The following is a 17,238-nucleotide window of genomic DNA, read 5'->3' on the forward strand; positions in this document are numbered from 1 at the left end:
GACCGTCCCATGACCACGATCACCAAGGAAGCGGACGTCCCCGCGCCGCGCGAGGGCGGCTCCGCCGAGACGTTCCTCTCCGTGCGCGACCTGTTCGTGCACTTCGACACCGAGGACGGCACCGTCAAGGCCGTCGACGGCCTCTCCTTCGACCTGGAGCGGGGCAGCACACTCGGCATCGTCGGCGAGTCCGGCTCGGGCAAGTCGGTGACCAACCTGTCGATCCTCGGGCTGCACAACCCGCGGACGACGGACGTCTCCGGCGAAATCCTGCTGGACGGCCAGGAGTTGACCGGCGCTCGGCAGAAGACGCTCGAATCGCTGCGCGGCAACAAGATGGCCATGATCTTCCAGGATCCGCTGACCGCGCTCTCCCCGTACTACACGGTCGGCCGGCAGATCGCCGAGCCGTACCGCAAGCACATGGGCGTCTCCCGGCGGGAAGCGCACCTGCGCGCCGTGGAGATGCTCGACAAGGTCGGCATCCCGAACGCGAAGATGCGCGTGAACGACTACCCGCACCAGTTCAGCGGCGGCATGCGGCAGCGCGCGATGATCGCGATGGCGCTGGTCTGCAACCCCGACCTGCTGATCGCGGACGAGCCGACGACCGCGCTGGACGTGACCGTCCAGGCGCAGATCCTCGACCTGCTCAAGGACCTTCAGCAGGAGTTCGGTTCGGCGATCATCTTCATCACCCACGACCTCGGTGTGATCGCGAACGTCGCGGACGACATCCTGGTCATGTACGGCGGCCGTGCCGTGGAGCGCGGCTCGGTCCGCGAGGTGCTGCGCGCGCCGCAGCACCCGTACACCTGGGGCCTGTTGAGCTCCATGCCGCGGCTCTCCAGCGACGTCAACGAGGAACTGACGCCCATCAAGGGCACTCCGCCCAGCCTGCTGGCTCCGCCGCCCGGCTGTCCGTTCCACCCCCGCTGTGGTTTCGTGGACGAAGTCACCGGCGGATTGTCCTGCTCCTCCGACAGGCCGCCGCTCCCCGACGGGCGCGGCGCCGCGTGCCATCTGACGGCGGAACAGAAACACACGTTCTTCATCGAGCAGATCAAGCCCCGGCTGGGCTAGGGAGACTTGGACAAATGAGCGACGAGCTGACTCTGACCAAACCGCAGGACTCCGCGCCGCGATCCGGCGAGCCCCTGCTGAAGGCCGAGGGTCTGACCAAGCACTTCCCGATCATGGGCGGCTTCCCGTTCCGGCGGCAGGTGGGCGCCGTACAGGCCGTGGACGGCATCGATCTGTCCGTCTACCCGGGCGAGACCTTCGGCCTCGTGGGCGAGTCGGGCTGCGGCAAGTCGACCACCGGACGGCTGCTGACGCGGCTGCTGGAGCCGACGGCCGGCAGCATCGCGTACCAGGGCAAGGACATCACGCACGCCAACCGCAAGCAGCTGGCGCCGGTCCGCTCCGAGATCCAGATGATCTTCCAGGACCCGTACTCGTCGCTGAACCCGCGGCAGACGGTCGGCAGCATCATCGGCGGCCCCATGGAGGTCAACGGCATCAACCCGCCGGGCGGCCGGGAGGCCCGCATCCGCGAGCTGCTGGAGACCGTGGGCCTCAACCCGGAGCACTACAACCGCTTCCCGCACGAGTTCAGCGGCGGCCAGCGGCAGCGCATCGGCGTGGCCCGCGCGCTGGCGCTGGAGCCGAAGCTGATCGTGGCGGACGAGCCGGTCTCCGCGCTGGACGTGTCCATCCAGGCGCAGGTCGTGAACCTGCTCCAGCACGTGCAGCGGGAGATGGGCATCGCCTTCGTCTTCATCGCGCACGACCTGGCGATCGTCCGGCACTTCTCGACGCGGCTGGCCGTGATGTACCTCGGCAAGATCGTCGAGGTGGGCGACCGCGACTCGATCTACACGCGGCCCCGCCACCCGTACACGCACGCGCTGCTCTCCGCGGTGCCGGAGGCGGTGCTCCGCGACGAGGACGACGAGGCGGCCTCACACCGCCGCGAGCGCATCCGGCTCGCGGGCGACGTGCCCTCCCCCATCAACCCGCCGTCCGGCTGCCGCTTCCGTACGCGGTGCTGGAAGGCGCAGGAGAAGTGCGCCGAGGAGGAGCCCCCGCTGGTGCAGATCCCCGGCAACAGGGCAGGCCACATGACGGCCTGTCACTTCCCGGAGGAGGGCACCACGTCGGGCCGGGAAGAGGACGTCGTCCTGGACACGGCGCTGCGCACGATGGAGTCGGGCGAGCAGTAGGGCCTAGCCGGACCCGGTACGCCCCCGGCCCGCTTCTTCGGAGGCGAAGTGGCAGGCCGAGGGGTGCCGGGCCGGGCCCGGCACCGCCTCGAACCCCTCCGGGATCTGGAGCAACGGCTCCTCGCGGGCGCAGCGTTCGGCCGCCTTCCAGCAACGGGTGCGGAACCGGCAACCGGACGGCGGATGCGCCGGCGAGGGCACGTCGCCCTCCAGGACGATCCGGCCGCGGGCCGCCTCGGCGCCCGGCTCCGGTACGGGGACGGCGGACAGCAGCGCCTGCGTGTACGGGTGCGTGGCGTGCTCGTAGATCTGCTCGCCCGTGCCGGTCTCCACGAGCTTGCCGAGATACATCACGGCGACCCGGTCCGAGATGTGGCGCACCACCGAGAGGTCGTGCGCGATGAACACGTAGCTCAGGCCGAACTCGCCCTGCAGCTCGGCCAGCAGGTTCACCACCTGGGCCTGTACGGAGACGTCGAGCGCGGAGACCGGCTCGTCCGCCACGATGATCTCCGGGCGCAGCGCCAGGCCCCGCGCGATGCCGATGCGCTGCCGCTGGCCGCCGCTGAACTGGTGCGGGTAGCGGTTCGCGCCGTCCGGGTCGAGGCCGACTGTCTCCAGCAACTCCCGTACGCGGGTGCGCCGTTCGCCCTTCGGGGCCGCCTCGGGGTGGATGTCGAAGGGCTCGCCGACGATGTCGCCCACCGTCATCCGCGGGTTGAGCGAGGTGTACGGGTCCTGGAACACCATCTGGATGTTCCGCCGCACCTCCTTCAGCGCCTTGCGGGACAGCTTGGTGATGTCCTCGCCCTTGTAGACGATCGCGCCCGAGGTGGGCTCCTCCAGGCTGGTGAGCAGCTTGGCGACGGTCGACTTGCCGCAGCCCGACTCGCCGACGATGCCCAGGGTCTCGCCGCGGCACAGGTCGAAGGACACGCCGTCGACGGCCTGTACGGCGCCCACCTGGCGCTTCAGCACGACGCCCTGCGTCAGCGGGAAGTGCTTGACCAGGTCCCGCACTTCGAGGATCGGCTCGCCCGCCGCGTACGCCGTCTCCGCGCGCGCCTTCGCCAGCAGCCCGCGTGCGATCCGTCCCTCCTCGCGGGCCTCCCGCCGGCCGCCCTGATCACGGTGTGCCATGGAGCAGCTCCCTCCAGAAGTGACAGGCGCTGGCCCGCCCCGGGCCCACGTCGTACAGCGGCGGATCATCCGTACGGCAGCGGTCCCGGACCATGGGGCAGCGCGGGTGGAAGGAGCAGCCGGGCGGTACGGCGAGGGGGCTGGGCGGCATGCCGGTGATGGCGTGCAGGGCTTGCCCCTTCTGGTCGAGCCGCGGGATGGAGTCCAGCAGGCCCTTGGTGTACGGGTGGGCCGGTGACCGGTACAACTCCCGTACGGGCGCCGTCTCGACGATGCGGCCCGCGTACATCACGGCGATCCGGTCGGCGACGTCGGCGACCACGCCGAGGTCGTGGGTGATGAGGATCAGGCCCATCCGGTACTCGCGCCGCAGGTCGGCGAGCAGCTCCATCACCTGGGCCTGCACGGTGACGTCGAGCGCGGTCGTCGGCTCGTCCGCGATGATCAGCTCCGGCTCCAGGGCCAGCGCCATGGCGATCATGATGCGCTGCCGCATGCCGCCGCTGAACTGGTGCGGGTAGTCGTCGACCCGCTCGTGGGCGGCGGGGATCCGTACCCGGTCCATCAGCTCCACGGCCCGCGCCCTGGCCTCCTTGCGGGAGGCGCCGCGGTGCACGCGGAAGAGCTCGCCGAGCTGATATCCCACGGTGAGCACGGGGTTGAGGGAGGACAGCGCGTCCTGGAAGATCATCGCCATCCGCTCGCCGCGGAGCTTCCGCCGCTGTTCGGCGGACATCCGCAGCAGGTCCTCGCCGCGGAACAGCACCTGGCCGCCGGTGATACGGCCGGGCGGCATGTCGAGGATGCCCATCACGGCCTGCGCGGTCACCGACTTCCCGGAGCCGGACTCGCCGAGCACGGCGAGGGTCTCCCCCGCCTCCACGCTGTAGCCGGCCCCGTCCACGGCGCGGGCCGTGCCGTCGCGGGTGCGGAACTCCACGTGCAGGTCGCGGACTTCGAGCAGCGGGGCTTCCGGGGGAGTCTCCGGTACGGTCACGGCGGCCTCCGTCAGCGCAGCTTCGGGTCGAGGGCGTCCCGTACGGCGTCGCCCAGCATGATGAAGGCCAGCACGGTCAGGCTCAGCGCGGCCGCGGGGTAGAGCAGGATGTGGGGCGCGTTGCGGAACTGCATCCCCTGCGAGGCCGCGGAGATGTCCGCGCCCCAGGACACGGTGGGCGGCTGCAGGCCGACGCCGAGGAAGCTGAGGGTGGCCTCCAGCGCGATGTACGTGCCGAGCGCGACGGACGCGGTGACGATGACGGGGGCGACGGCGTTCGGCAGGATGTGCCGCAGCAGCATCCGTCCGTCGCCCGCGCCGAGCACCCGCGCGGCCTGTACGTAGTCGTGCTGTTTGGCGGTGAGGACGGAGCCGCGGGCGATGCGGGCGATCTGCGGCCAGCCGAGCAGCACGATGAACGCGACGACGGTCGCGATGGAGCGGCTGCCCGTCATGGACAGGAAGACCAGCCCGCCGAGCACGATGGGGATGCCGAAGAAGATGTCGGTGATCCGCGAGAGGACGGCGTCCCACCAGCCGCCGAAGTAGCCCGCGACGCCGCCCAGTACGCTCCCGAGCACGGCGACCCCGGCGGTGGCGCCGACACCGACGACGACGGACGTACGGGCCCCGTACACGACGCGGGTGTACACGTCGCAGCCCTGCGCGTCGAAGCCGAACCAGTGGCCGGGAGCGGACGGTTCGAGCGCGTGGCCCAACCGGCAGGCCAGCGGGTCCCGGGTGGCGATCAGGCCGGGCCATACGGAGATCAGCACCAGGAACAGGATGACCAGCGCGGCGCACAGGAACACCGGGTTGCGCCGCAGGTCGTACCAGGCGTCCGAACCGAGGCTGCGGGGCTTCTCCGCGGGCCGGGCCCGGGACGCCGTGCCGGACTCCGGGGCGGGGGGACTCGTCGTCGTCACCGTGTCAGGCATAGCGGATCCTCGGGTCGAGCACGGCGTACAGCAGATCGACGAGCAGGTTGGCCAGCAGGAAGACCACGACGAGCACGGTCACGAACCCGACCACCGTCGGGGAGTTCTGCTGCACGATGCCCTGCCACAGCTGGAAGCCCACGCCCCGGATGTTGAAGATCCGTTCGGTGACGAGCGCGCCGGCCATCAGCTGGCCCACGTCGGTGCCGAGGAAGGTGACCACCGGGATCAGCGAGTTGCGCAGCAGGTGCCGGACAGTCGTACGGCTCCGCGGCAGTCCTTTCGCCTGGGCCGTCCGTACGTAGTCGGCACGGGCGTTCTCGGCGATGGACGTACGCGTCAGCCGGGTCACGTACGCGAGGGAGACCAGCGCCAAGACCAGCCCGGGAAGGATCAGTTCGGGCAGCGGCGCCTCGGGCGACACGGCGGGACGGATCCAGCCGAGCTTCACCCCGAGCACGAACTGCGCGACCGTGCCGGTGACAAAGGTGGGAATCGAGATGACGAGAAGCGTCAGCATCAGCACGCCGGTGTCGACGGGCCGGCCGCGGCGCAGCCCCGTCACCACGCCGAGTGTGATGCCGATGACGATCTCGAAGACCAGCGCCACCAGCGCCAGTCGGGCCGTGACCGGGAACGACAGCCCCATGAGTTCCGAAACGGGCTGCCCGTTGAAGGAGTTGCCGAAGTCCCCGGTGAAGATCTTCCCGAGATAGAGCACGTACTGCAGCCACACCGGCTTGTCGAGGTTGAATTCCGCGCGCAGTTGGGCTGCCGTCGCCGGGTCGGGGGCGCGGTCGCCGAACATCGCGTTCACCGGGTCCCCGACGGCGTACACCATCACGAAGATGAGGAACGTCGTCCCGATGAACACCGGGATCATCTGCAGCAGCCGTCTGGCGATATAGCGGCCCATGTGCCGTGCCCCCGCTCCCCTCAGTGGACCTTGATGTCGGTGAAGACCGGCGCGGAGAAGGGGTTGAGCCGGACGTCGCTCACCCGGTCCGCATAGCCCGCGTTGCCGTTCTGGTACCAGAGCGGAATCGACGGGAAGTCCCGGAAGACCTGCTCCTCGGCCTGCTGGAAATAGCGGATGGCGTCCTTCTCGGAGGCCGAATTCCCCTTGTCCATCAGGGAGTCGGCCGCTTTGCTGTGATAGCCGGAGTCGTTGGAGGAGCCGCCGGTGTAGAAGATGGGCTGGAGGAAGTTCTGGATGAGCGGGTAGTCCATCTGCCAGCCGGCCCGGAACAGGCTCGTCATCTTCTCCTTCTGCACGTCACCGCGGAACTCGCCGAAGGTCGGCACGGGGTTCACGCTGCACGCGTCGCTGCGCCGCAGCGTCGCGTTGATGCTGTTGCAGACGGCTTCCATCCACTGCTGGTGCGAGCCGGTGTCCACGTTCGAGGACAACGTGACCTTGCCGCCGGGCAGTCCGCCGCCGCGCTCGATGAGCTTGCGGGCCTTCCCGGGGTGGAATTCGCAGAACTCCCCGCACATTCCCGGCTGGTAGCCGCCGCGGGTGCGCAGGACGGGCGAGGTGAGGTCGGTGGCGGGTTTCCGGGTGCCGTTGTAGATCTGCTCGGTGACCTCGTCCCGGTTGACGGCCATGGACAGCCCGCGCCGCACCATGAGCGCTTTCGGGCCCTGCCATTCCTTGCGGTACATCGGGAAGGACACGGTCTGGAGAATCCCGGCGGGCTGGTTGATGTACCGCCCTTCGAGGTCCTTGTGCGCGTTCTTCAGCTGGGCGGCGGGGAGTTCGTCCATGACGTCGAGATTCCCGGCCTGCAGATCCGTGTACGCGGTGTTCTGGTCGGTGTAGACGCGGAGTTCGACGCCCTTGTTCCGCGGCTTGTCGGGCCCCGCGTAGTACGGGTTTCGGGACAGCTGCATGGCCTGCCCCTTGGCGTACGCGTCGACCTTGTACGGACCGTTCCCGACGGGCTTCTTCATCCATGCCGCGTGGTCCTCGAAGAACACCCTCGGAAGCGGCGCGTAGGCGTTGTACCCGAGCGTCTCCGGCCACAGCGAGAACTTCTGGTTGAGCTTCACGGTGAAGCTGTACGGGCCCGTCACCTTCAGCCCCGACATGGTCTTCGCCTTCGGCTTCCCGGCCTCCGGGTGCACCTCCCCGTACCCCTCGATGTACTCGAAGAAGTAGGAGTTCACCTGCTTGTTGGTGACGAGCGCGCCGTAGTTCCAGGCGTCCACGAAGGAGTGCGCGGTGACGGGGCTGCCGTCGGAGAACTTCCACCCCTTGTGCAGCGTCACCCTGAAGGTCCGCTGGTCGTCGGTGCTGATGTCCTTCGCGACGGCGTTCTCCGCCTCGCCGGTACGCGGGTTGTAGCGCTTGAGGCCCCGGAAGGCCATCTCCAGGACCTTGCCGCCCTGCACCTCGTTGGTGTTGGCCGGCTCGATGGGGTTCTGCGGATCGGTCCAGAAGGCGCGTACGACGCCGGGCCGGGTCTCCGCGTACTGGCTGCCCCCGCCGCAGCCGGCGACCGCGGCGAGCAGAACGGCGCACGCGACACGTCCCCACATGCGGCGCCTCCCTCACCCGGATCCCGAACAGACCCCCAGATAAGCCCCTAACCCCCCAAACCGTCACGAAGCCACGCCGCACAAGGTGTGGGCGATCGCCCCACCAAGGTGTGGGCAGCTGGTCCGCCCAAGGGGCGGAACGGGTGGGCACACCGGACCGCACCCGCGAAGGGAACGCCTCCCCCGCACCCAAAGCAGGCGCACCCGTGCGCCCCGCGCAAGCGAAAAGGGGCGCCCCCACCAGGGGGCGCCCCTTCACGAAAAGCCGAAGCGTCAGCGGTTACCGCTTGGCCCGCGCGGCAGCGCGAGCCCGCTCCTTGTGATCCAGATTCACCTTCCGAATGCGGATGACATCCGGCGTGACCTCCATGCACTCGTCCTCGCGGCAGAACTCCAGCGACTGCTCCAGCGAGAGCTTCCGCGGCGGCACGATGGACTCCGTCACCTCGGAGGTCGCGGACCGCATGTTGGTCAGCTTCTTCTCCTTGGTGATGTTGACGTCCATGTCGTCGGCGCGGGAGTTCTCGCCGACGATCATGCCCTCGTACACCTCGGTGCCCGGGTCCACGAAGAGCGTGCCGCGCTCCTGCAGGTTCGTCATGGCGAACGCCGTCACCGCGCCCGCGCGGTCCGCGACGAGCGAGCCGCTGTTGCGGGTGCGCAGCTCGCCGAACCACGGCTCGTGGCCCTCGAACAGGGAGTGCGCGATGCCCGTGCCGCGGGTCTCCGTGAGGAACTCCGTGCGGAAGCCGATCAGGCCGCGCGCCGGGATGATCCACTCCATCCGGATCCAGCCGGACCCGTGGTTGGTCATCGTCTCCATACGGCCCTTGCGGGTCGCCATCACCTGCGTGATCGCGCCCATGTGCTCGTCGGGCGCGTCGATGGTCAGCCGCTCGACGGGCTCGTGCAGCTTGCCGTCGATCTCCTTGGTGACGACCTCGGGCTTGCCGACCGTGAGCTCGAAGCCCTCCCGGCGCATGGTCTCCACGAGGATGGCCAGCGCCAGCTCACCGCGGCCCTGCACCTCCCAGGTGTCGGGGCGCTCGGTGGGCAGCACGCGCAGCGAGACGTTACCGATGAGCTCGCGGTCCAGCCGGTCCTTGACGAGGCGCGCGGTGACCTTGTGGCCCTTGCCGCCCTTGCCGACGAGCGGCGAGTTGTTCGTACCGATCGTCATGGAGATCGCCGGCTCGTCCACCGTGATCAGCGGCAGCGCGACGGGGTTCTCCGGGTCGGCCAGCGTCTCGCCGATCATGATGTCGGGGATGCCCGCGACGGCGCAGATGTCGCCGGGACCGGCCTCCTCGGCAGGCTTCCGCTCCAGGCCCTGCGTCATCAGCAGCTCGGTGAGCCGGACGTTCTGGACCGTGCCGTCGCGCTTCATCCAGGCCACGGTCTGGCCCTTCTTGAGCTTGCCCGCCTTGACACGCAGCAGGGCGATACGGCCCAGGAAGTTGTCCGCGTCGAGGTTGGTGACGTGCGCCTGGAGCGGCGCCTCCTCCTCGTACGTGGGGGCCGGGACGGTCTCCAGCAGGGTGGTGAAGAACGGCTCCACGCTGTCGCTGTCGGTCGGCGCGGTGCCGTCCTCCGGCTGCGTGAGCGAGGCGATGCCGTCGCGCGCGCAGGCGTAGACGATCGGGAACTCGATCTGGTCCTCGTCCGCGTCCAGGTCGAGGAAGAGCTCGTACGTGTCGTTCACGACGTCGTCGATGCGGGCGTCGGAACGGTCCGTCTTGTTGATGCAGAGAATGACCGGCAGCCGGGCGTCCAGTGCCTTGCGCAGCACGAACCTGGTCTGCGGCAGCGGTCCCTCGGACGCGTCGACGAGCAGCACGACGGCGTCGACCATCGACAGCCCGCGCTCGACCTCGCCGCCGAAGTCGGCGTGGCCGGGGGTGTCGATGATGTTGATGGTGATCGGGTCACCACCGTCCTTGGGGTGGTACTTGACCGCGGTGTTCTTGGCGAGAATGGTGATGCCCTTCTCGCGCTCCAGGTCGTTGGAGTCCATCACGCGGTCGTCGACCGACTCCAGCTGGTGCGCCCCGAAGGCGCCCCCCTGCCGGAGCATGGCGTCGACGAGGGTGGTCTTGCCGTGGTCGACGTGGGCGACCATGGCGACGTTGCGGATGTCATTGCGCGTGGGCATGGCTTGCGGCGCTTCTCCCGAAGTTGTGGGTGGGGCACGCGGTGCCTCGATGCGGTCTCCGCGCCCTGCCGGGGCGGGTCATCTCGCCGCGGCCTCGTCAACCATGGTAAGGGCCCGGGAGGAGATCACCTGCCCGGGCCCTCGCCATCACGCCCCGCGGAGGCCCCGCGGACGCTCTCGCGTGCGGGTTTTCCGCTACGCCTTGCTGTATCCGATGTCCTGGTAGCGCGGGGTCCCGAAGCCGAACGCGCCGGCGTTCGTGAGCCGGTCCCCCACCGCTACGAGCTGCGGCTTCTGGTAGAGGGGGACGGATCCGGCCGCCGCCCAGATACGGGCGTCGGCACGCTTGATGAGGTCGTCCCGCGCCTCCTGGTCGAGTTCGCCGGAGGCCTTCTCGAAAAGCTGGTCGATCTGGTCGGTTCCGACCCGGGTGTAGTTCTGCCCGGCCTGGAGGCTGCCGTCCTCGGCGGGTTCCGGCTTGGCGAAGATCGGCCCGCCGTCGGTCGCCGGATAGGCGGAGCCGGGCCAGGAGTAGAGCGCCAGGTCGTACTCGCCGGACGCGACGGGCCCGTTGACATAGGCGTCGCTGCCGACCTTCTTCACCTTCGTCCGGACGCCGACGTTGTTCAGCATGCGGGAGATCCGCTCGCCGGTGGCCCGGGCCTGCTCGGAGCCGGGGCCCTCGGGGAGCACGAAGCGGAGCGTGAGCGGTTCGCCGTCCTTCATCCGGACCGGCGGGACCGCGGCCTTGCCGCTGCCGCTGTTCTCGTTGCCGCCCGCCTTGTCGTCCTTCTCCGTCTTGCCCTCGGCCTTGCCGTCCTGCTGTGCCTTGCCGTCCTTCTGCGCCTTGCCGTCCTTGGCGGAATGGGCCTCGGCGCCCTGGCCGGAGGAGCCGGACCGGCCGCCCTTCCAGCCCGAGTCGGCGAGCAGTTGCTGCGCGGACTGCACGTCCTCGCCGCCCAGCGCACCGCTGTTGTCGCTGTAGCCCTCCTGGTCGGGCATTCGCAGATGGCTGCCCAGCGGGTCGGTGGGCAGCCCGTACGAGCCGAGGGCCTGCTTGGCCAGTTCGGGCCGGTCGACGGCGCGGGCCACGGCGCGGCGTACGCGCTCGTCCTGCAGCGGTCCGCTCTCCCCGTTCAGCGCGAGCTGCGTGTACGCCGGGCCGAGGGCCTTCCGTACGGTGTAGCTCTTCAGCTGCCGGTTCTCCTCGGCCCGCTTCCGGGCCGCGGCGCGGGCCTCGCGCGCTGCGCGGCGCTCCGCCCGGTCCGCCTTCTCGGCCTGCTTCCGCGCCTTGTCCGGGAGATGGGCCTCGGCCCACTCGCGCATGGCGGCGGCCGCCGGGTGCATGGCGGCGGGCTCCGCGGCCCCGGCCTGTCCGGCGCGCGGGTCCGGAGCGGCGGGGCCGCCCTGGTCGCCGCCGGCGGTCGCGTTGATGCGCCGCGCGGTGGAGCCGTCGATCTCGGCGAGGTCCAGCTTGCCCTTGGCCAGCTGCCCGGCCCGCTCCGTACGGGGCACGGCCCGCAGCTCGATGCTGTCCAGCTTGGCGCGGTCGCCCCACCAGTGGGGGTTCCGCTGGAGCGTCACCGTGTCCTCACCGGATGCGGCCTTCGCCTTCTTGCCGCTCTTTCCCTTGTCGCCGCCGTCCTGCTGGACGCGGAACGGGCCGGCCGAGACGGGCAGCGCGGTGCGGGACGTGTCGTTGAACGCCTTCGCGTCGCCCATGACGGACTTCGGGTAGAGAGGGGTGAAGAGGGACTGCCAGTCGGCGTACGGGCGGGCGAAAGTCACCTTCACCTCGTGTGCCTTCGGCCCGGCGGACACCTGCCTGATGCGGTCGTAGCCGGTGTTACGGGCGCTGCGGTAGGCGCTGTCCTTGCCGTTCAGCGCCTGCCACTGGGCCTTGAAGTCCGCGGCGGAGACGGAACGTCCGTCGCTCCAGCGCGCCTTCGGGTTCAGCTTGTAGACGACGGTCTGCCGCGGCTCGGTGGCGGTGACGTCGGCGGCCTTCAGATAGTCCTCGTTGAGCTGCGGGCGGGCCCGCGAGTCGAGGGTGAACAGCGCGGGGAGAGCGGCCCCCGCGACGCGGTCGGTGGTGGCGTCGGCGCCGGGACCGAAGGCGTTGAACGTGGCGGGCGGGCTCTCGACGGCCCACCGTACGGTGCCGCCGTCGGCGACCTGGTCGCGTCCGCTCTCGGCGGCGTCCTGCGCGGCTCCGCTGACACCGGCCGGCTCGTCGTCCTCCGGCGCTGAGCCGCAGCCGGTGAGGGGCAGCAGCACTCCGGCGGCGAGGGCGAGCGCCAGCGCGGAACGCCGCCGCGGAACGGATGGGGGGACGGGCACAGCTGGCATGGCGGAACCCCTTCGGGCAGCTTTTCGGCTTGTCATATCGCTCGCCCCACTGAAGGGGAGGACACGCCGTACAGCTGTGAGACACGGCGGCGTTCCCCGTACACGCCACTCGTGCGGAGCACACCCGCCCCCGTGGAGGACGCGTGAGTCGCGGACGCGTGAGCCGGGGCGCGCGAGTCAGCCGGCCGCGGGCGCCAGGACCCCGGTACGGATGAGCAGGGGCAGGACGTGGCCGGTCACGGCGGGTGCCAGCCGTACGCCGGCTGTCTCCCCCACGTCCCCGTCGATCCAGCGCAGCTCTGCCAGCTCGGCGGCCGGCCGGGGCGGGGCGGCGAGGGCCGCGCGGAACAGGGTCATCCGCATCGGGACGCCCTCCAGCGCGGCGATGTCCTCGACCTCTCCGAGCGGGACGACGCTGTCCGGCACGGGCGGGGTGCCCAGCTCCTCGGTCAGTTCGCGGCGCAGGGTCTCCTCCGCGCTCTCGCCCGGCTCCGGCTTCCCGCCCGGCAGATAGAACACGTCGGGCGCGGCCCGCTTGCTGACCACCAGCAGCCGGCCCTGCTCGACGACGGTCGCCGCGACGACCCGTATGCCGTCCGGGCGCTGTCCACTCACGTCACTCGGGAAGCTCTGGTCTCTCACGGCCGCGATTCTTCCAGGCGGCAACTCCGCGCCGTACGCGCACCCGTTGGACGTAAAGGCGTGCAGCGCCCTTCCCAAGCGGGAGTGTGACGCGCAACACTCGCCACGCGCAGGGAGCAAGTTTGCACGCGCAGGGACCAAACCAGCTGCCACCACTCATGCGGAGGTGGGCACGTCATGTCCTCCCGGATGCCGCTGCACGACGAACTGACGGCCGCTCAGCACTGTCTCGACGAACTCGCCCGGAGCATCGCCCGGCTGGAACAGCACGTGGGCACCGGCCTGGAGATGCGGCGGGTGCGCAGCGACGCCGAGCACCTGCGGGAATCGCTCGCGCTGCTGAAGGCCGCCACGCCGGACCAAGTCCCCCCGACCCGGCCGGAGATGGTCACCATCACCGACCAGCCGTACGACACGGGCCTGTGGCGCGATGTCGACGACGAGGGCGTGGGCGCGAAGGACCGGCGGGCCCCCTAGCCGCGACCGCACCGACCCCCACCCCCCACACAGCTTGTCCAGCCTCCCCGGAGAAACCGTTGGCCACTGGCACCGAACCCCGTCCGACCAGCCCGGCGACGCCACCGGAAACCGGCGTGCGCGACAGGACCCGAGCCGCGATCGCGCAGAAGCATCTGCGCGGGGACCGCTGGTGGCTGACGCCCGCGGCCACCGCCGTCGGCCTGTTCGCGTTCATCGTCTACTCGACGTGGCGTGCCTTCGCGAACGACGACTACTACGCGGCGCCGTACGTCTCCCCGTTCTACTCTCCCTGCCTCGCGGAGAACTGCCACGAGATGAAGGGCGGTCCCAACTGGGCGCTGTTCGGGGACTGGTGGGGGCTCTCCCCCGCCCTGATCATCCTGATCTTCCCGCTCGGCTTCCGCCTCACCTGCTACTACTACCGCAAGGCCTACTACCGGGGCTTCTGGGCCTCCCCGCCGGCCTGCGCCGTCGCCGAGCCGCACAAACGGTACTCCGGCGAGACCCGGTTCCCGCTGATCCTGCAGAACATCCACCGCTACTTCTTCTACGCGGCCGTGCCCGTCGCCGCGATCCTCACGTACGACGCGGTGCTCGGGTTCCGCGACGAGCACTACGCGTGGGGGCACATGGGGCTCGGCACTCTCGTGCTGCTCGTCAACGTGGTGCTGATCTGGGCGTACACCCTCTCGTGTCACTCCTGCCGGCACATCGTCGGCGGACGGCTCAAGCACTTCTCCAAGCACCCCGTGCGCTACCGCATGTGGAACCTCGTCGGCCGGCTCAACGGGCGCCACGCACAGCTCGCCTGGGCCTCGCTGATCAGCGTGGCCGTCGCGGACTTCTACGTCTATCTGCTGGCGACCGGGGCCTTCACCGACCCACGGCTCTTCTGATCCGGTCGCAGCCGGATCCGGTCGCAGCCTGGCCGGGCCGCTGTGAGGGCGAACGCCGTGCGGAGAAGGAACATCGTTCTGAGAGGGAACACAGAGAAATGACGCAAGTGGAACGGCAGCAGTGGGACGTGGTGGTGGTCGGCGCCGGCGGCGCCGGACTCCGGGCCGCGATCGAGGCGCGGGAGCAGGGCCTGCGCACGGCCGTGATCTGCAAGTCCCTGTTCGGCAAGGCCCATACGGTGATGGCCGAGGGCGGCATCGCCGCCAGCATGGGCAACGCCAACGAGAGCGACAACTGGCAGGTCCACTTCCGCGACACGATGCGCGGCGGCAAGTTCCTCAACCAGTGGCGGATGGCCGAGCTGCACGCCATGGAGGCCCCCGACCGGGTGTGGGAACTGGAGACCTGGGGCGCGCTGTTCGACCGTACGGCCGACGGGCGGATCTCCCAGCGCAACTTCGGCGGCCACGAGTATCCGCGCCTCGCGCACGTCGGGGACCGTACCGGCCTCGAACTCATCCGTACGCTCCAGCAGAAGACCGTCGCCCTCCAGCAGGAGGACTTCAAGGAGTCCGGGGACTACGAGTCGCGGCTGAAGGTCTTCCAGGAGTGCACCGTCACCCGCATCCTCAAGGACGAGACGGGCCGCGTCTCCGGCGTGTTCTGCTACGAGCGGGAGAGCGGGCGCTTCTTCGTCATCGAGGCGCCGTCCGTCATCCTCGCCACCGGCGGCATCGGCAAGTCCTTCAAGGTGACGTCGAATTCGTGGGAGTACACCGGCGACGGGCATGCGCTCGCGCTGCTCTCCGGCGCCTCCCTGATCAACATGGAGTTCGTGCAGTTCCACCCGACGGGGATGGTCTGGCCGCCGTCGGTGAAGGGCATCCTCGTCACCGAGTCGGTCCGCGGCGACGGCGGTGTGCTGCGCAACTCCGAGGGCAAACGCTTCATGTTCGACTACGTCCCGGACGTCTTCAAGGAGAAGTACGCCGAGTCCGAGGAGGAGGCGGACGGCTGGTACGAGACCCCGGAGAAGCACCGCCGCCCACCCGAGCTGCTCCCCCGCGACGAGGTGGCGCGCGCCATCAACGCCGAGGTGAAGGCCGGCCGCGGCACCCCGCACGGCGGAGTCTTCCTCGACGTGTCCTCCCGGATGCCCGCCGAGGTCATCAAGCGCCGGCTGCCGTCCATGCACCACCAGTTCAAGGAGCTCGCGGACGTCGACATCACGGCGGAGCCGATGGAGGTCGGGCCCACCTGCCACTACGTGATGGGCGGCGTCGACGTCGACCCGGACACCGCCGAGGCCACCGGCGTACCGGGGCTGTACGCGGCGGGCGAGGTCGCCGGCGGTATGCACGGCTCCAACAGGCTCGGCGGCAACTCCCTTTCCGACCTGCTGGTGTTCGGCCGGCGCGCCGGTCTGCACGCGGCCCGGTACGCGGCCTCGCTGGACGGCGGGGCACGGCCGGCCGTCGACGACGCGCAGATCGACGCGGCGGCCGCCGAGGCCCTCCGCCCGTTCAGCGCCGAGGAGTTGCCCGACGACGCGCCCGCGGAGAATCCTTACAGCATCCATCAGGAGCTCCAGCAGGCCATGAACGACCTGGTCGGCATCATCCGCAGAGAAGAGGAGATGTCCCGGGCGCTGGACCGGCTGGCCGAGCTGCGGGTACGGGCGCGGCGCGCGGGCGTCGAGGGGCACCGGCAGTTCAACCCCGGCTGGCACCTCGCCATCGACCTGCGGAACATGCTGCTGGTCAGCGAGTGCGTGGCACGGGCCGCGCTGAACCGTACGGAGTCCCGCGGCGGGCACACCCGCGACGACTGTCCGGAGATGGACCGCGAGTGGCGGCGCGCCAACCTCGTCTGCACCTTCGCCGACGAGGCCGACGGCACCGGGCGGATCAGCCTGCGCCGCCGCGAGATGCCGCCGATCCGCGCCGACCTGTTGCAGCTCTTCGAGAAGGAGGAGCTGGTCAAGTACCTGACGGACGAGGAGCTGACGAGCGAGTGAGTACGGAAGCACACCACGGCGCGGGCCCCGGCACCGAGGACATCGGCGGCAGCGTCAGCGGGGGCGCGCCGGACAGCACGGCCGACGCGGGCCGCTACGACGCGCACTTCCGGGTGTGGCGCGGCGACATCGAGGGCGGCGGGCTGGAGGACTTCACCGTCGAGGTCAACGAGGGCGAGGTCGTCCTCGACATCATCCACCGGCTGCAGGCCACGCAGGTGCAGGACCTCGCGGTGCGGTGGAACTGCAAGGCGGGCAAGTGCGGTTCGTGCAGTGCGGAGATCAACGGCAGGCCGCGGCTGCTGTGCATGACGCGGATGTCGGTGTTCTCGCGTACGGACGTCATCACGGTCACGCCGCTGCGGGCGTTCCCGGTCATCCGGGACCTGGTGACGGACGTGGGCTACAACTACACCAAGGCGCGGGAGGTTCCGGCGTTCGTGCCGCCGCCGGACCTCGGTCCCGGTGAGTACCGGATGCAGCAGGAGGACGTGGGGCGCTCGCAGGAGTTCCGCAAGTGCATCGAGTGCTTTCTGTGCCAGGACACGTGTCATGTGGTGCGGGACCACGAGGAGAACAAGTCCTCCTTCGCGGGGCCGCGGTTCCTCATGCGGGTCGCCGAGCTGGACATGCATCCGCTGGACGCGGCGGCCGAGGACGGCCTCGACCGCAAGACGACGGCGCAGGAGGAGCACGGGCTGGGCTTCTGCAACATCACCAAGTGCTGCACGGAGGTCTGCCCGGAGGGCATCAAGATCACGGACAACGCCCTGATCCCGATGAAGGAACGGGCAGCGGACCGCAAATACGACCCCCTGGTCTGGCTCGGCAACAAAATCCGCCGCCGCGAATAGCCCCCG

General features: G+C 70.0%; 14 protein-coding genes. 6 read left to right on the plus strand and 8 right to left on the minus strand.

The window, feature by feature from the left end; translation table 11 throughout:
* Window positions 1-9: 9 nt before the first annotated feature.
* Together AC3AGO_RS13515 and AC3AGO_RS13520 are read left to right on the plus strand one after the other, a co-directional pair.
* A complete protein-coding gene (locus tag AC3AGO_RS13515; RefSeq protein ID WP_487820428.1) occupies window positions 10-1,083 on the plus strand; it encodes an ABC transporter ATP-binding protein in 1,074 nt (357 codons plus the stop codon).
* A 14-nt stretch (window positions 1,084-1,097) separates the two neighbouring features.
* Window positions 1,098-2,225, plus strand: coding sequence for an ABC transporter ATP-binding protein (locus AC3AGO_RS13520; protein WP_487820429.1), 1,128 nt, complete (start codon window positions 1,098-1,100; stop codon window positions 2,223-2,225).
* 3 nt (window positions 2,226-2,228) lie between these two features.
* On the opposite strand, the gene AC3AGO_RS13525 is transcribed toward AC3AGO_RS13520, so the two are convergent.
* From AC3AGO_RS13525 to AC3AGO_RS13560, 8 genes are all read right to left on the minus strand, one after another.
* A complete protein-coding gene (locus AC3AGO_RS13525) occupies window positions 2,229-3,365 on the minus strand; it encodes an ABC transporter ATP-binding protein (protein WP_487820430.1) in 1,137 nt (378 codons plus the stop codon).
* Window positions 3,352-4,362, minus strand: a complete 1,011-nt coding sequence (locus tag AC3AGO_RS13530; protein WP_487820431.1) for an ABC transporter ATP-binding protein — start codon at window positions 4,360-4,362, stop codon at window positions 3,352-3,354. Before AC3AGO_RS13530 ends, AC3AGO_RS13525 begins: the two co-directional genes overlap by 14 nt.
* 11 nt (window positions 4,363-4,373) lie before the next feature.
* The gene (locus AC3AGO_RS13535) at window positions 4,374-5,300 is read right to left on the minus strand and encodes an ABC transporter permease (RefSeq protein ID WP_487820432.1); all 927 of its coding nucleotides are present in this window, start codon (window positions 5,298-5,300) and stop codon (window positions 4,374-4,376) included.
* Window positions 5,293-6,216: an ABC transporter permease gene (locus tag AC3AGO_RS13540; RefSeq protein WP_487820433.1), complete on the minus strand. Its 924-nt coding sequence runs from the start codon at window positions 6,214-6,216 to the stop codon at window positions 5,293-5,295. The genes AC3AGO_RS13535 and AC3AGO_RS13540 overlap by 8 nt, the downstream gene beginning before the upstream one ends.
* A gap of 20 nt (window positions 6,217-6,236) precedes the next feature.
* On the minus strand, window positions 6,237-7,841 hold the full coding sequence (locus AC3AGO_RS13545) for a peptide ABC transporter substrate-binding protein (protein WP_487820434.1): 1,605 nt from the start codon (window positions 7,839-7,841) through the stop codon (window positions 6,237-6,239).
* A 280-nt stretch (window positions 7,842-8,121) separates the two neighbouring features.
* A complete protein-coding gene (typA, locus tag AC3AGO_RS13550; RefSeq protein ID WP_487820435.1) occupies window positions 8,122-9,993 on the minus strand; it encodes a translational GTPase TypA in 1,872 nt (623 codons plus the stop codon).
* A gap of 195 nt (window positions 9,994-10,188) precedes the next feature.
* Window positions 10,189-12,342: an ABC transporter family substrate-binding protein gene (locus AC3AGO_RS13555; protein ID WP_487820436.1), complete on the minus strand. Its 2,154-nt coding sequence runs from the start codon at window positions 12,340-12,342 to the stop codon at window positions 10,189-10,191.
* Between the two features lie 177 nt (window positions 12,343-12,519).
* A complete protein-coding gene (locus tag AC3AGO_RS13560; RefSeq protein WP_487820437.1) occupies window positions 12,520-12,984 on the minus strand; it encodes an NUDIX hydrolase in 465 nt (154 codons plus the stop codon).
* A 189-nt stretch (window positions 12,985-13,173) separates the two neighbouring features.
* Between AC3AGO_RS13560 and AC3AGO_RS13565 the strand changes: the two genes are divergently transcribed.
* From AC3AGO_RS13565 to AC3AGO_RS13580, 4 genes are all read left to right on the plus strand, one after another.
* Complete coding sequence (locus AC3AGO_RS13565) at window positions 13,174-13,461, plus strand: hypothetical protein (protein ID WP_487824648.1); 288 nt, start codon at window positions 13,174-13,176, stop codon at window positions 13,459-13,461.
* Window positions 13,462-13,520: 59 nt separating this feature from the next.
* Window positions 13,521-14,360, plus strand: a complete 840-nt coding sequence (locus tag AC3AGO_RS13570) for a hypothetical protein (RefSeq protein ID WP_487820438.1) — start codon at window positions 13,521-13,523, stop codon at window positions 14,358-14,360.
* Between the two features lie 98 nt (window positions 14,361-14,458).
* Entirely contained in the window at window positions 14,459-16,378 is a 1,920-nt protein-coding gene (locus AC3AGO_RS13575; protein ID WP_487820439.1) for a fumarate reductase/succinate dehydrogenase flavoprotein subunit, read from the plus strand.
* A gap of 41 nt (window positions 16,379-16,419) precedes the next feature.
* The gene (locus AC3AGO_RS13580; protein WP_487824649.1) at window positions 16,420-17,232 is read left to right on the plus strand and encodes a succinate dehydrogenase/fumarate reductase iron-sulfur subunit; all 813 of its coding nucleotides are present in this window, start codon (window positions 16,420-16,422) and stop codon (window positions 17,230-17,232) included.
* Window positions 17,233-17,238: the final 6 nt, after the last annotated feature.

It is taken from the genome of Streptomyces sp. BL1 (assembly GCF_057628045.1).